Source organism: Pseudoalteromonas sp. DL2-H2.2 (genome assembly GCF_021532535.1).
Classification (GTDB): Bacteria; Pseudomonadota; Gammaproteobacteria; order Enterobacterales; family Alteromonadaceae; genus Pseudoalteromonas; species Pseudoalteromonas rubra_A.
Genome location: NZ_JAKGBD010000001.1, coordinates 534,391 through 549,123, shown reverse-complemented (window position 1 = coordinate 549,123; position 14,733 = coordinate 534,391). Strand labels below are relative to the sequence as shown.

Genomic DNA, 14,733 nt, shown 5'->3' with positions numbered 1-14,733 from the left:
ATAACGCCCATGCCAGGCTTTGCCTCTACGACTTAACACCAGCCTGCGTTGCCAGGCTGGCAGCTTGTTTACTTGTTTGTCTGTATGTGTGTTTATCAGGCCTGTGGCCTGACTCTGCTACCAGTCCATTTCCTCCAGCTCGGCATCATCCTCTGCCTGCAGGTCGCTCTGGCGACTGAGCAAATAATCTATGTGCAGTGCCTGCTCCTTAAGCTGTGGCTGTGCAAACAACTCTTTGACAGCAAACTCGACCGCGAAGCGATGGCGGATCTGGGTTTCCAGTCGGGTCACCAAAATGGAGTTGCCACCTTGCTCAAAAAAGCGTGCATGACTGCTTATTTCACTGCGCTCTATTCCCAGCAAGGCTGACCAGATTTCTGCCAGTGCCTGCTCGGTAGCCGTCTCGGGTGCCACAAAAGGGTGCTCACTGTCTGAACCGGCCACTTCTGGCAGCGCTTTTTTGTCTATTTTGCCGTTGGGCGTAAGTGGCCACTGGGGCACCACCACAAAGCGGCTCGGCACCATATATTCCGGCAGCTGCGTATACAGATGCTGCTCAACTTGCTGGATAATCGAGGTGTCGTCGTGCTGTTCGCTGCGCGGCTGAATATAAGCGATCAGCATATCCGTACCATTACTGGCTTGTTTGACCAGTACCACGGCCGAGTCGAGCTGCTCACAGCGGTTTAGCTGGGCTTCCACTTCGCTCAGCTCAATACGAAAGCCGCGAATTTTCACCTGCGCATCGAGACGACCGACAAACTCTATGCTGCCATCGGACAGCACCCGGGCCAGGTCGCCGGTTTTATACAATCGCGTACTGTCGCGGTGGGCCGGATAATAATAAAAGGGATTCTCAACAAACTTTTCCGCGCTCAGTTCAGGGCGCTGATGATAGCCGCGCGCCAGCCCGTCACCACCAATGTGTAGCTCACCTATCACCCCCGGCGGCACCAGCGCCATCTGGCTATCCAGTACGTAAAGGCTGACATTGTTCAGTGGTTTACCTATGGTGATAGGAGTGCCCGGATACAGGCGCTGATATGAAGCACACACAGAGGCCTCGGTCGGACCATAGGCATTAAAGAAGGGATAATGTGCCGACCATTGATTGACCAGCTCCGGCTCACAGGCTTCCCCTGCAACAATTAAGGCCTGCAGTGCCAGCGAGGTGTCGAGCGGCATCATGGCCAAAAAGGCCGGGGGTAAAGTCACATGGCTTATTTGCTGCTGAGCCAGCAGTGCGATCATGGCCTCGGGCGAGCGTCTTTGCTCGCTGTCGGCGATCACCAGCGTGGCGCCATTGAGCAGTGCCATGGCATATTCCCAGGTGCCAGCATCAAAGCTCATTGAGGCAAAGTGCAACACTTTACTGCGCGGCGAAATGGCAAAGGCACGACGCTGATTGTCGGCCAGGTTCACTATACCCTGATGTTCCAGCAACACGCCTTTTGGCTGACCCGTCGAGCCAGAAGTATAGATTTCGTAAGCCAGACTGGTGGGCAGCAGCCCCAGTGCCTTGCTGTCTAAATTCTCTTCACTGCAATAACTGAACTTTCCTAACCCGGTTTCCTCAAGCAGGTCATCCAGGGTGATCACGGCAAACTCAGCGAGGTTCACCGCAGCCAAAATCACCTGGCTGCTGATAATGGTCTGTATGTTGGCATCTTCCAGCATATAGCTCAGTCGCGCAGGTGGATAAGCCGGGTCCAGCGGCACATAAGCGCCACCGGCTTTCAGTACTGCCAGCGTCGCAACGATCATCTCCAGCGAGCGGTCCAGCGCAATGCCGATCAAAGTATCTGACGACACACAGCCCTGCTCACGCAGGTAGTGGGCCAGCTGATTGGCCTTGCCATTAAGCTGCGCATAACTCATTTGCTGGTCAGCAAAGATAAGCGCGGTATGGTCCGGATTGCGCTCAACCTGCTGCTCAAAGGCCTGATGAATACACAGCGTGCGATCATATTCATGGTAATTATCATTGAGGGCATTGACCAGGTACTGACTTTGCTCGCTCGCCAGCACGCTCAGTTGTCCCGGCGGAGTGTTGAGGCTATGAGTCATCTCAGTTTGTACCAGGCGCTCCAGCAACAGCATCAGGTGCCCACTCAGGTCGCTGATATGTGCCTCTGAAAACAAGGAGGTGTCGTAGATCCAGTTGACCTGCAATGCCGTTTCGCTTAGTGAAAACTCCACTTCCAGGTCGAATTTTGCCACACACCCGGCCTGCATCAGCGGTGTAAAAGTCAGCCCCTCAAGCGCAGTATGATCAGCCGTGGGCTGAGCTTGCGTGCTGTTAAATGAGGTCATGATCTGGCACAGCGGCGCATGGGCGTCCCCTCGGGAGATCTGCAAGGCATCCACCAGTTGTTCAAACGGCAGGTCCTGATGGCTTTGCGCCTCCAGGTGCACATCTGTGACATGTTGCAGGTAACTGTCCAGCGAGGGCTGATCCGTGTTCACCCGCAGCGCCAGAATATTCACAAAAAAGCCAATTAGTGGCTCCACTTCGGCCTGCAGGCGGTTGGCCACCGGCGTGCCAATCACCACATCCATACTGTTGCTGTAACGGCTGATGGTCAGCGCCAGCACCGCGTGCAACAACATAAACGGTGTCATCTGATAATGCGCAGCCATATCACGTAATTGCGTTGCCAACTGCGCGGAGGCCTTGCCCGACACCATAGCCCCCTCGTAACACTTTTCAGCCGGTCTTGGGTGGTCCAATGGAATTGCGTGTACGCCGGGTGCGTCGCTCAGCTGGGTCCGCCAGTGATCCAGTTGCTGCTGTAGCACATCACCCTGTAACCAGTTGCGCTGCCACTGAGCAAAATCGGCATACTGAATATCGAGTGGGGTAAGCGGATTGTCCTGGCCATCCCGCAAGGCGGTATATAAACGGAAGAATTCATTGCTGAATACGTTCAGTGACCAACCGTCTGAGGCAATATGATGCATATTAAGCAGCAACACGCCCCGCGCCGGGCTCAGGCTGATAAAGCTGGCACGCAGCATCAGGTCGGTGGCCAAATCAAACGGCGCCTGAGCATCTTCCACCAGCAAGTGTTCGAGCTGTTGCTGTGCCTGTGCGCCAGTCAGATGATCCAACTCTAGATGGCGAATAGTTAAAGGTTGTGGCGCCAGGATCACCTGAATCGGTCCATTTGGCCCTTGCTGATAAACAGTGCGCAGCACTTCGTGACGTGCCACAATCGCGCTCAGTGCCTGTTGTGCCACGCTTAAGTCAAACGGACCGTCGACCTCAAAGGCCAGTGGCATATTGTACTGGGCCGAGCTGCCCTGAAACTGGTCAATAAACCACAGTCGCTGTTGGGCATAAGATAACTCAAAGCTGTCGGTATCGCGCGGTAATGCCTCTATCACAGGTCGTGATGCTTGAGCGCTTTGCTCAATCAGCGCAGCCAAAGCAGACAGCGTACTTGCAGAGAAAACCTGCTTAACGGCAATGTCGACCTCAAACTCACTGCGGATCAACGACACCAGCCGTACCGAAAGCAAAGAATGGCCGCCAAGCGCAAAAAAGTCCGCATCCCGGGTTAACTGCTCGACGTCACACGCCAGCAATCCCGCCCAAATCTCGGCCAGCGCTTGCTCCGTCCCGGTACTGGGCGCTTCTCCCTGTGCTTGCTGTATGTGCACCGCAGGCAAGGCGCGCCGGTCAATTTTACCATTTGCGGTGAGTGGCCATTGCTCAACCACCACAATGGCGGCTGGTATCATATAAGCAGGCAAGACGGACCTGAGTGCGCTCAACAGCTTGGCGGTCAATTGTTGCTCTGCGTCGCTTGTCTCACGCGTGATACAAGGCCGTACATAGGCAATCAGCAGCTTGTTGTCGGCCTCGCCAATTGCCAGTACTAGTGCCGACTCAAGCTCATCAAAAGACTCCAGTACGGCGCTTACCTCACCCGGTTCAATGCGGAATCCGCGAATTTTTATTTGTTCATCGCAGCGTCCGAGATACTGTAAATTGCCCGAATTGGTCATGCGAACCAGATCGCCGGTTCGGTATAGTCGCGACGAAGTTGCCGGTAACGCCTGGACATGTGCCGCATCAATAAAGCGCTCATCCGTCAGCGCCGGGCGATTGTAATAGCCCAGGGCAACACCCGGCCCGGCAACATACAACTCGCCGACGCAGCCGGTGGGCACAGGCGCCAAATCGGCATCCAGAATCAAACACTGGGTATTGGCAATCGCCTTCCCTATACTGGCTTCGTCCTGCTCAAGCTGAGTAACATGGCAGGTTGTGGCAACATGGGTTTCGGTGGGGCCATAATGATTGTACAAGTCACACTGAGGATGGCGCGCCATAAACTGGCGAATGCTGGGAGTCAGCTTCAGCACATCACCGGCAACACATACCTGCCTGAGCTCTGTCATGTCGATGGCAGGGTTGCTGTCCGCTTGTTCAGCCATTAAATCAAAAACCGCAGGTGGCACAAACAAACGCGCTATCTTCTGCGCGGCCACCAGGCAGGCCAGGTCCTGTAACTGATCTTTTTCTTGCTGCGACATCAGCACCAGACACGCGCCTGTGCGCCAGCTGGTCGCCAACTCCTGCGCCGACACATCAAAGGTCAGCGGGGTAAACTGCAAGGTCCGGTAGGGCTGAGTTATGCCATCCACCTGCGCCTGATGGGCAGTCAAATTCACTAAGGTGCTGTGACGCTGGTGGACGCCTTTTGGCCGACCTGTGGAACCAGAAGTATAAAGAATATAAGCACTGTGGCAGCCGCCTACTTCAGGCAGAGCAGTCGTGTGTGCAGGTAGCTGCCATAAGTCCGCCTGGTCCAGTCGCACACAAGGTAGTCCGGCAAAGCTGTCTTGTGTGTGTGCTAAAACTAATGAGGGTGACAACTCGTCGATAATGTAATTGAGTCGCTCTTGCGGGGCATCGGGGTCAAGTGGTACATAGATTGCGCCCGCTTTGAGCAGGGCCGCTACGGCACATAGTGTGTCGATACTGCGCTGCGCCACAATGGCCACAGGCTGTCCTACCGTGACGCCATATTCCGCCACCAGACGCATCGCCAGCGCATCGGCACGGGCATTAAATTCGCCATAAGTCAGCTGCCTCTCCTGCGCCTGCACCGCAACGACATCCGGATTATGCCGGGCCTGATATTCCAGCAGCTGATGTACGGCTTGCCACTGGCAAGTGATCGGTGCGCCACTTGCCAATGTCAGGGCTTGCTGCTGCTCTTGTTCACTGACCATAGCAATAGCAGCCAGCTTAGTCGGGCCGTTTTCTGTGTGGGCCAGCGCGGCCATTGCGCTTAGCACGTTGCACAAATGCTGATTGAGCTGGCGAATATGTGATTGTTCAAACAGGGCAACATCATAGGTCCAGCCAACGGATACGCCTGTCTCATTCAGTGACATATGAATGTCTAAATCAAACTTGGTGGTCAGGCTGACATCCGACATCGCCTGCAATGACGCGCCGCCCAGCTGGACCTGCTCAGCATGCTGCGCGCCTGCACTAAACTGGTTATCGGTGGTCAGCAAAATCTGAAACAGCGGGCTGTAGGCGTTATTGCGCGGCACGTTTAATACTTCAACCAGCTGCTCAAATGGCACATCCTGATTGCTTTGCGCCGCCAGGTGCACGGCTCTGACATGTGCCAGATAATCGTGCAAAGTGTCAAAGTCCGTATTCACCCGCAGCACTAAAGTGTTGACGAAAAACCCGATCAGCGGCGCCAGCGCCGGATCCTGGCGATTGGCAACCGGACTGCCGATAACAATGTCCTTGCTGTTGCTGTGACGACTAAGCACCAGCGCCAGCGCGCCATGCAGCAGCATAAAAGGGGTCAGCTGGCAGGCTCTGGCAAGCGCTAGCAACTCGCTGGCGACCTGGCTGCTCAGTTGCGATGTGACAAGCTCACCCCGGTACTGTTTTTCGGCCGGTCGGCTGGCGTCCAGCGGTAGCTGGTGCAGCGCTGGCACCCCTTGCAGATGCTGCTGCCAATACGCCAGCTGTTTTTCCAGCTCGCCTTGTGCAAAGTGCTTTTGCTGCCAGTGTGCAAAATCACGATACTGAATAGCCAACGGCGTCAGTGGACAGGGCACACCTTGTTCAAGCGATTGGTAAATGGCAAAAAACTCTTTGCTCAGGACATCCATCGACCAGCCATCGGAAGCGATATGATGCATATTAAAGCTTAAAATCGCCTGACAGTGAGCAGAATCATCGTGTGATAATTGCAAATAGCTGGCCCGCACCATCAGATCCCGGCTGAGATCAAACGCACGATTGGCTTCGCGAACCAGATAAGCGTTGGCGGCTTGCTGCGGCGCATCCTGTTCACTCAAGTCCAGCACTGTGATGCTCAAATGAGTGTCTTCCAGCACACGCGTGCAGGGGGTGCCCGCTTGCTCATCAAAAACCGTTCTTAGCACCTCATGGCGCAGTACTATGGTATTCAGGGCTTGCTCAACTTTAGCCACATCCAGCTGCCCATGCACTGCAAATGCCATCGGCATATTGTATTCGCTGGAGCCACCATTCAGTTTGTCAATAAACCATAAACGCCGCTGCGAAAAAGACAATACCGGCGGCTCGCCTGATGGCGCTTTGGCAATCCTAACTGGCGACTCAGCAGCACCACCTTGACGCTGCTCAATTGCATGTATGATCTCTTGCTTATTGTTCTTCAGAAAATCTTTTTCACTTGCAGTCAAAGCCTTAAGCTTGCCTCTGACCAAAAGTTTACCCTGATCATCAACACTGAGTTTGATCCCTTTCTCGCCGAGCTGTAAAAAGAACTGTTTCATATTTTCGCTTTTGCAATCAAATTGATGATAAAGAAAAATACCGGGATCCCCCCCAGATAACGGGCAGTGATGTCGCCAGTACACAAGTCCAATCAGTCTTAATCCTTTTGCCATCTTGCATGACACGCCCAGCACAAAGCTCAATGGCGGTTATCTCAGTAAGTGCTCGCAATTGAGTGGCTTTGCTGTCGCGCACCTTTTGTTACACGATAACGCACATAATTAAGTGAATTGGCATAACAAAGCCCTGCGTATCAGTGCAGCCGGCTCTGTCGTTTTTATTTTGCTATTATTGTCCGTTAGCGGCGCTAAGATATGTATAAATTCATAGCCCGACTTATGCGTCGAGCTCACTTCCACTTAATGAACGCAGTGACGAATCAGGGCAAACGTATACACCACTACAGCCGTCTTTGTAACCAAAGTCATAGGCTAATTTGAAGATGTGATGGAGCAGCTGTACATCTACCGCACCTGAATTGGTGTTGTGACTATTCAGATTGATACTCAACTCTGTCAACGCGTCATTTTTCATCTTATCAGTCCATGTTAAATAATATTGCAAAGTGTTAAATTTTTACGAGAACGCATTATTATGTGATCTGCACTTTTTTTCTACACTTTTATTTATGAAAATTATAAAATTCATAAACCAGATTATTAAGGCTTTTATTTTTATTGGCTTGAGTGAAACTCACTCGGCGTTCACCCTGCCATTAAAGCTGGCCTTAGTTCGGCTATGAATAACCAACCATAAATTTACAACAACTAACAACCACGCCTGGCAAAGGCGCCTTAGCATGCAGACTACTTACCACAACTGATACAACACACCCTCAAGTCAGGCCCGCAAACTTCATTGGGGAAGTTATACCCCATTCATCGGGACAATAACATGACGGTTTAAGGAATTATATGTTGCAAAATGATCCAAAAGAGACACAAGGGGCCTAAACTCGGCCTGTGATAAACCGTGTTTATACTGCTTACCAGGCTGATAATTTTGCAGATTATATTTATACGACAATTGACATAATAAAGTCACAATAAACAGACTTATTATTGTCATAGTCTTAAATAACACGTATTTATTGGCACAATTGCAAAACTGGTATCATTGTGCGGATTAACCGTCTGTCGACGGTAATGACCCGCACAGGTTATCGGCCCCAGGCGTGCATTGTATCTAAGCAGTTCAGGTGACTGGTTTGCACCAGTCGCAAATGACGAAGAATAAAACCAGAGCTGCGCGGATTACGCCGCGCTATTGCGTGGCTTGTTCGAGATGAGCAAGCACTTGCTCCAGCGCCGCTGAAACCGCTTTTTTATCCTGCCAGTCGAGTGTTGACCAGTCGACACCCGATGCCAGTTGGGTAACGTCCTGCGTCAGTAGCTTTTGCAGTGCTGTGGGCGAGCTGAATGACGTGGTGATAAACGGCGTGTTGCTTTTTGCGGGTTGCTTTTTAATCCCTTTGAGCTGCTGCTCGATGAGATCTGAAATGGCGCGCTTATCCAGTGCGTTTAAGGTCGACTTGTCGTGCTCAGCTTTATACTGCGATTCTACCGACAAGATCAGCCGCTTCATTTTAACAAAAGAGTAATTACACCCACACTCATAAGCCGACATAACAACAGGATAGCGTGACAACACATTGTAGTTATCATATGCGCCCATCGAAATACCAAGTTTAGGCACAATCGTCCTGACTGTAAGACGAGACAACCCGGCTTGCAGGCGTGCCTTGTTAAGTTGCTCAATTTCCATCATGGCCTGAGTGAAGGCCTGTAACTTTCCATACTGAGGCAGATCCTCTCGGCTGGCATTTTCCTGAAATTGCTTCACCTTGGTCAATAAGGGCTTACTGTCATAGACCTTAAACTGAGCGGCAGCCCCATATCCTTTGGCATACACCAGGGCAAAGAAGCGCCGGTGGCCGGTCAGAATTTGAAAACGCCCTTCCTCAAGAGGATATACAGTGGGCACCTGGATCATCTCAGAGACCGAAATGTTATTACCCAGTTCAATGATTGACTCTATGGTCTGAGACGCACGCTTCCAGTCTTCTGTGCCGTGCTTCAGACAATTAATGATAATCGATTTGCCGATCAGCACATGGTCTTCTCCCTGGTACAGCTTGGTCAGCTGTGCTTTGCTCAGCTTGCGCGCCACAAATAAACGGGCGTCTTCATCGCTGACAAAAATCGAGGGTAAAAACCGGCCATTGGTAGGGTCTGGTACAACGGAGCTTAGAAAAATGCTTTTGTATTCAAAAGACTCATCATTGAGTTCGGTTTTATTGTTCAGGTTGCTCAGCAGCATTTGCTCTAACATAATGATCACTCTGTTGACTACTGACTCAGGCCGTCAGTAAGGCGCTCGCCAGCAGCTAAAAACAGGAGATCCTCTTCTGTGTCACTGGCGCATTGACTCTCGGCTTTAGTGTAACTGAAACGACGCGTTGCAACAATCTGCGCAGCTCAGCCTGCCAAACCGACTAAAGTAAATGCCACATTTTAAGTTCGGTCAAGGCAGGAGATTATTATTTTGTTCGTTACAGAGCGTCTATCAGATTATTGATGGCCTGCTGCTGTGACACCTGACCGGCCATATAGGGCTGCCAATATTGGTTTAATTTAGCAAGCGGATCCTGGCGGTTTTTATATAGGCCCTTCCAGTGCGCATAGGGCACAAAGGTATGTCCCTGATCGTCGAGCGTCTTTCGGGTTACCTCACCAACAATGTAAAACAGCATGGGGTGCCACAATGACTTAAATTCAGCCTGCTTGCCTTGCGCTTTCGCCCGGCTCTGCAGCGCCTGATACAAAGGAGAATCCGGGAAGCTGGTGTGTGCTACCTCATGAAACAACATTTCGAGTGCAAACCAGTCTTTAAAACCCGCCTGATAGCTATTGATAAAGGTGATCAAGTTCCTGCCAGAGGTAAAAGCACCGCCGTGTGTAAACGGCCGGGCAACGGTTAAAACACGGTGCTGCTGCGCCACAATCACACTGGTCCCAAATATATCGCTCAGACGCGAACAAACCTGTTCGCCGTACTTATCAAGCAGCGCGATGCTTTGCTGCGTCCAGGCCTGATTCTGAGCCTGATGTTGCGGCCATATCTCGTCCCGATAGCTGCTCATCACCGCAAAATAGCCGCGTGTCAGGTCATTGACTGGCAAGTCGGTCACCGCACTGTTGGCATCAAACAGATGCTCCGTCAGCTCACTTAGTTCCGAGTCACTGAACAGAGGGTGGAATCTGGGCTGGCTTGTATGTAACTGATATTGCGCAATGGCGGCATGCCACTTTTGCCTGTCCTGTGCGTTCAATCCGTCCGGAAATGCGCTGGGGTTGCGCGCCAGAAAGCTCAGATAGGCATGTAAGTTATTTTCGGCTTTATTATTAAACACCAGCGCCTGCTCATTGCACTGCCAGTGTGGCTCAGATGCCTTTGCAGCAACGGGAGCCTGCAAAACAACACTCACTATAGCAGCAAGTAATCCGATTTTATTCATTGTGCTTTCCTTAAATTGGGTCTTTCACTGTTGGTCGCACTCAGGCGTACCTTATTATTATACGCCGCCAGTATCTAACCCGTAAACTGAGCGGCTCCTGAACAGTTTAAATTCTATTAAATCGAACAAAACCTTCAATATTTGCAAATTTCATTCTCGCATTGCCATTGCTAAAGTGAACGCATCAGGCAAACACAGCGCATTGGATTAACTTTAACTGATAGCGCAGGCAACGAGGTTTTTATGCAAATTATTCGTATCAATAAAGCGCAGGCTACGCAGGATGGCGCAGGCGTGAACATCAGCCGTATAGCAGGCTTCGATGGCAAAAGTTTAGATCCCTTTTTGATGATCGATGAACTGAAATCAGACAACAGCAGCGACTATATGGCGGGCTTTCCGCCCCACCCGCATCGCGGTATTGAAACTTTTACCTACATTCGTAAGGGCGGCTTTGAGCATCAGGATCAGATGGGCAATAAAAAGGCCATTCGCGGCGGTGATGTGCAATGGATGAGCACCGGACGCGGCGTGATCCATTCGGAAATGCCACTCAGTGACGCCGAACAGGGCATGCATGGTTTTCAGATCTGGCTCAATATGCCGGCCAAAGACAAAATGCGAGCGCCCCGCTATCAGGACACAACCGAGCACAAGGCCCCCGTGATCACCACCGACTCCGGCGCAGAGCTTAAAGCGCTGGCAGGTAGCTGGCAACTGGACGGGCAAACTATCCAATCGCCACTGAATGACTTAGCCGGTCATGGCGCCATTGCCGATGTTACTTTGCCAGCGGAGCAGCAGATCACGCTGGATATGTCGGGCTACGGCAAAGTACTTATTTACATTCACAGCGGCACATTGGCAGACACACGTCTGAGCGCCACTTATCAGCTGGAGCTGGACCCGGCTCATCCGGTCACACTGCAAAGTGGTGCGCAGGGCGCTGGCTTACTGGTACTGGCGGGTCAGCCAATCGGAGAAAAAATAGCCCATATGGGTCCGTTTGTGATGAACACCCAGGAAGAGCTGCAGCAGGCCGTGCGTGACTATCATGCCGGTAAATTCGGTAGCATTTAAAACACAGCGCAGTAAAGATTTAAACAAGTTAAGAGGACAAGACAATGGGACGATTAATTGAAGGTAAGTGGCATGACGTCTGGTACGACACCAAAAGTAACCAGGGTAAGTTTAAACGCGAAGACGCGCAACTGCGCAACTGGGTAACGGCCGATGGCAGCGCCGGGCCTACCGGCAACAGTGGCTTTAAAGCGGAATCTGGCCGCTACCATTTGTACGTATCGCTGGCTTGTCCCTGGGCGCACCGTACGCTGATCTTCAGAAAATTAAAGCAGCTTGAGGCACACATTGATGTATCCGTGGTCAGCCCGGATATGCTCGAACATGGCTGGACCTTTGATAAAGCAACCGGCAGCAGCGGCGATGCCCTGTTTGAGCAAAGCTATATGCACCAGTTGTATACGCGTAACAAAGCTGATTATTCGGGCCGTGTCACTGTGCCTGTCTTGTGGGATAAACACACACAGCGGATTGTCAGTAATGAGTCGAGCGAGATCATTCGCATGTTTAATTCGGCATTTAATGAGCTGACCGGCAACACCGATGATTACTACCCTGAGGCACTGCGCCAGGACATCGACGACATCAATGAATTTGTTTACCACAAAATCAATAACGGGGTATACAAAGCCGGGTTTGCCACCGAGCAGGCGGCCTATGAAGAGGCAGTACAGGCACTGTTTGACGCACTCGAACAGTTGGAGCAGCGATTGAGCACGCAACGCTATCTGGTCGGCGATAAACTCACGGAGGCCGACTGGCGTTTATTTACTACGCTGATCCGCTTCGACAGCGTCTATCACGGTCACTTTAAGTGTAACCTGAAACAGATTGAAGACTATCCCAACCTGGCCGGTTATATCCGTGAGCTTTATCAGTGGCCGAATGTCGCCGAGACGGTGGATTTTTACCATATCAAGCGTCATTACTACTTTAGCCACACCATGATCAATCCAACGCAGGTGGTGCCGGTCGGCCCGGATATCGACTACACCCAGCCGCATAATCGTGGATAAGCCCCGTAAACAGCCACTGTAAACCCCGTTTACAGTGGCTTTGTATTACTCTTCATTACCCAACTTGCTTTTGCAGCGATCCCTGCTGTCTTTGTCATAAAAGAGTGTTTAAATAAATGGCACATCGCATCATTTGGTGATAAATTAATCGCTCGTGACTTTAAGGAGTGAAATCATGAAAGCAGATAAAGAAACCCGTAAAAAAGCCGCCAGCAAAATTGGCGTCAGTATGGTCACCGGAGTGGCCGTTGGCACCGCCATTGGCGTTTCTTCCGGTGATATCGGCAACGGGGTTGCGCTGGGTATCGCAATCGGTGTCGCCGTGGGTATGCTGTTGGATATTAATGGTTAGGGTGTGATCTAACAGTTATTCTGTGAGGCAACCGCCCCACAGTTTCAATCATCACTAAGCACATCTGCGGCTATCGCAAACACTTTTTCTAGGTTACTGCGCCCGCCCGGTTGCGATAATTTATAGTGCCTAGGACTGTCAATATGAAAGACTTGATGCTCTTCAAGCATTTTGATCCGTAACATTTCACGTTCTTTGGCACTCAGGTGGTTTTCATGCAGCTTGTCCAGTTCGCCGGTATCAAGCCAGATCCCGCCACAACCCGGGCACTCGTCAATTTCAACGACCCGTAACGGGCTAAAATAACGCCGCATCATAACGATTTGTGGACATTTAGGGCAATTGACTCGCGCGCTTTCATCACCCAGTGGGGCAGAAAACTGACGCAGGTGTTTTGCCAGCACTTCTGCACGCAGATCAGCCGGGTTGGTAAAGTTGCTCAGCACTTGGTTGTCGAAAAAGACACCTCCACTGCGCTCGGATATATACACCACAATGCCACCCACTTTGGCTGGCTTCAGCGGGTGTGAGGTTCTGGGACACTGCATGTTAAGACTCCAATCAACTACGCCTGCTAAAATGAGCAGTATACTTTTTGTGCCCTGAATTGGAAAGTACCCGGCTGAGGCCCCTATTTATCTGATAGCAGTCCTGCCTCTTGGGGTTTATCAAACAAATACCCCTGTGCGTAGTCCACTCCCAGCTGTTTGGCAATATCCAGCTGCTGCGGCGTTTCTATGCCTTCTGCCAGCACCTTGCCACCATACAAATGTACCGTATCAACCACTTGTCTGATCTCGTCGATGATCTCAGCGCCATAGTCCAGGCGGCTGATAATGGTAATGCACAGCTTCACGACATCGGGCTTAACGGTATTGATCAAGGTCAGTTCAAAGAAACCACAGCCAACATCATCGAGCCAGAAGGTATAACCCAGCTGACGCAGCTCAGCCATTTTTGCTTTGACGGGTGCCCAGTCATCTACCGGCAGGTGCTCAGTCAGTTCGATACACAGCAGATGTGCATATGGGTAATTTAGTAGTGTGTCTGATACCTCATTATCAAACAGCAAACCCGGAGAGAGGTTGATGGTTAACCTCTGTGCGCCTTGTTGCTCACAATGACGCGCATGGGTGGCCAGATGGGTGCTCAGCGCCAGCTTTTCCATCTCAAACTGCTGCCCCTGCGCCATAGCAGCGCCAAAGAGTTTATCCGCACGGTGCAAAGGCGACGCTTTTGGGCCGCGGATCAAGGCTTCGTAACCAAATATGCCCTCACTTTGCACCCGCTGAATGGACTGCCAGTAAGGCAGCAGGTTTTTGTTGGCAAATACCCGCAGCAGATCCTCTTTACTATCCGGGTAAAGTGCGTTTAGTGCACAGGCCGCATCTGAGCGAATACTCTGCTCCTGCGCGACTTGCTCAGTCACGGCGGCTGAGCTTACCTGAATTTCCGCCTCATGCACCAGCTGGCAATCTAACTCGCTCAGCAGCTGCTGTGCAACAGCCTGGCTTAACGCCTGCTGTGCCTGCGCCGGGGAGGAAAATTGCTCGGTTTCGAACCACAGCTCGCCGAGCTCAAAAATATCCTGCTGCAAGCCAAATTGCGCATTTTGCGACAGTAAAGCCACTAACGCATGCCATACTTTTTGCGCAGTAGACTGACCAATGCGCTCAATGATGCCGGGCCATCCCGACAAAGACACTAAGGTTAACGTATGCAAGCGACCTCCAGGTATTTGATGCTGCTGTCCGGTTGCAGTATAGCAGGGCAAATGAAAAGCAGCCCAGGCGCTGAGTTTTGCACGCTTTGTACACGCTTCGTTAAAGCCCATAAAACTCAACGCATTAAAAGCAGTGTTCTCAAAAACAGAACGCTTTATCCGGATCTTTGATGCATTCATTCTCGCATCAAGCTGCTACCATCGCTGGCAATAACAAGTTTTTATCTGGAGCAAACCTGT

Annotated in this window: 9 protein-coding genes; 3 read left to right on the top strand and 6 right to left on the bottom strand. The window is 51.4% G+C overall.

The genetic code is table 11. The annotated features are described in order from the left end of the window. Positions 1-117: 117 nt before the first annotated feature. The 4 genes from L1285_RS02195 to L1285_RS02180 form a co-directional block, all read right to left on the bottom strand. Entirely contained in the window at positions 118-6,804 is a 6,687-nt protein-coding gene (locus L1285_RS02195) for a non-ribosomal peptide synthetase (RefSeq protein WP_235410810.1), read from the bottom strand. A gap of 337 nt (positions 6,805-7,141) precedes the next feature. Beyond that, positions 7,142-7,339, bottom strand: a complete 198-nt coding sequence (locus L1285_RS02190) for a hypothetical protein (RefSeq protein ID WP_046005128.1) — start codon at positions 7,337-7,339, stop codon at positions 7,142-7,144. Positions 7,340-8,068: 729 nt separating this feature from the next. Beyond that, a complete protein-coding gene (locus L1285_RS02185; protein WP_235410809.1) occupies positions 8,069-9,136 on the bottom strand; it encodes a hypothetical protein in 1,068 nt (355 codons plus the stop codon). 220 nt (positions 9,137-9,356) lie between these two features. Beyond that, positions 9,357-10,322 (bottom strand): hypothetical protein, encoded by a 966-nt coding sequence (locus tag L1285_RS02180; RefSeq protein ID WP_235410808.1) that lies wholly within the window; start codon positions 10,320-10,322, stop codon positions 9,357-9,359. Between the two features lie 243 nt (positions 10,323-10,565). Between L1285_RS02180 and L1285_RS02175 the strand changes: the two genes are divergently transcribed. The 3 genes from L1285_RS02175 (at position 10,566) to L1285_RS02165 (ending at position 12,770) form a co-directional block, all read left to right on the top strand. Further along, positions 10,566-11,402 (top strand): pirin family protein, encoded by an 837-nt coding sequence (locus L1285_RS02175; protein WP_235410807.1) that lies wholly within the window; start codon positions 10,566-10,568, stop codon positions 11,400-11,402. 44 nt (positions 11,403-11,446) lie between these two features. Further along, on the top strand, positions 11,447-12,418 hold the full coding sequence (locus L1285_RS02170) for a glutathione S-transferase family protein (protein WP_235410806.1): 972 nt from the start codon (positions 11,447-11,449) through the stop codon (positions 12,416-12,418). 175 nt (positions 12,419-12,593) lie between these two features. Next, positions 12,594-12,770, top strand: a complete 177-nt coding sequence (locus L1285_RS02165; protein ID WP_235410805.1) for a hypothetical protein — start codon at positions 12,594-12,596, stop codon at positions 12,768-12,770. A 44-nt stretch (positions 12,771-12,814) separates the two neighbouring features. Here L1285_RS02165 and L1285_RS02160 read toward each other — a convergent pair whose 3' ends face one another. Both L1285_RS02160 and L1285_RS02155 read right to left on the bottom strand, forming a co-directional pair. Further along, positions 12,815-13,318, bottom strand: coding sequence for a zf-TFIIB domain-containing protein (locus L1285_RS02160; protein ID WP_235410804.1), 504 nt, complete (start codon positions 13,316-13,318; stop codon positions 12,815-12,817). An 83-nt stretch (positions 13,319-13,401) separates the two neighbouring features. After that, on the bottom strand, positions 13,402-14,673 hold the full coding sequence (locus L1285_RS02155) for an EAL domain-containing protein (RefSeq protein WP_235410803.1): 1,272 nt from the start codon (positions 14,671-14,673) through the stop codon (positions 13,402-13,404). Between the last annotated feature and the right edge of the window lie 60 nt (positions 14,674-14,733).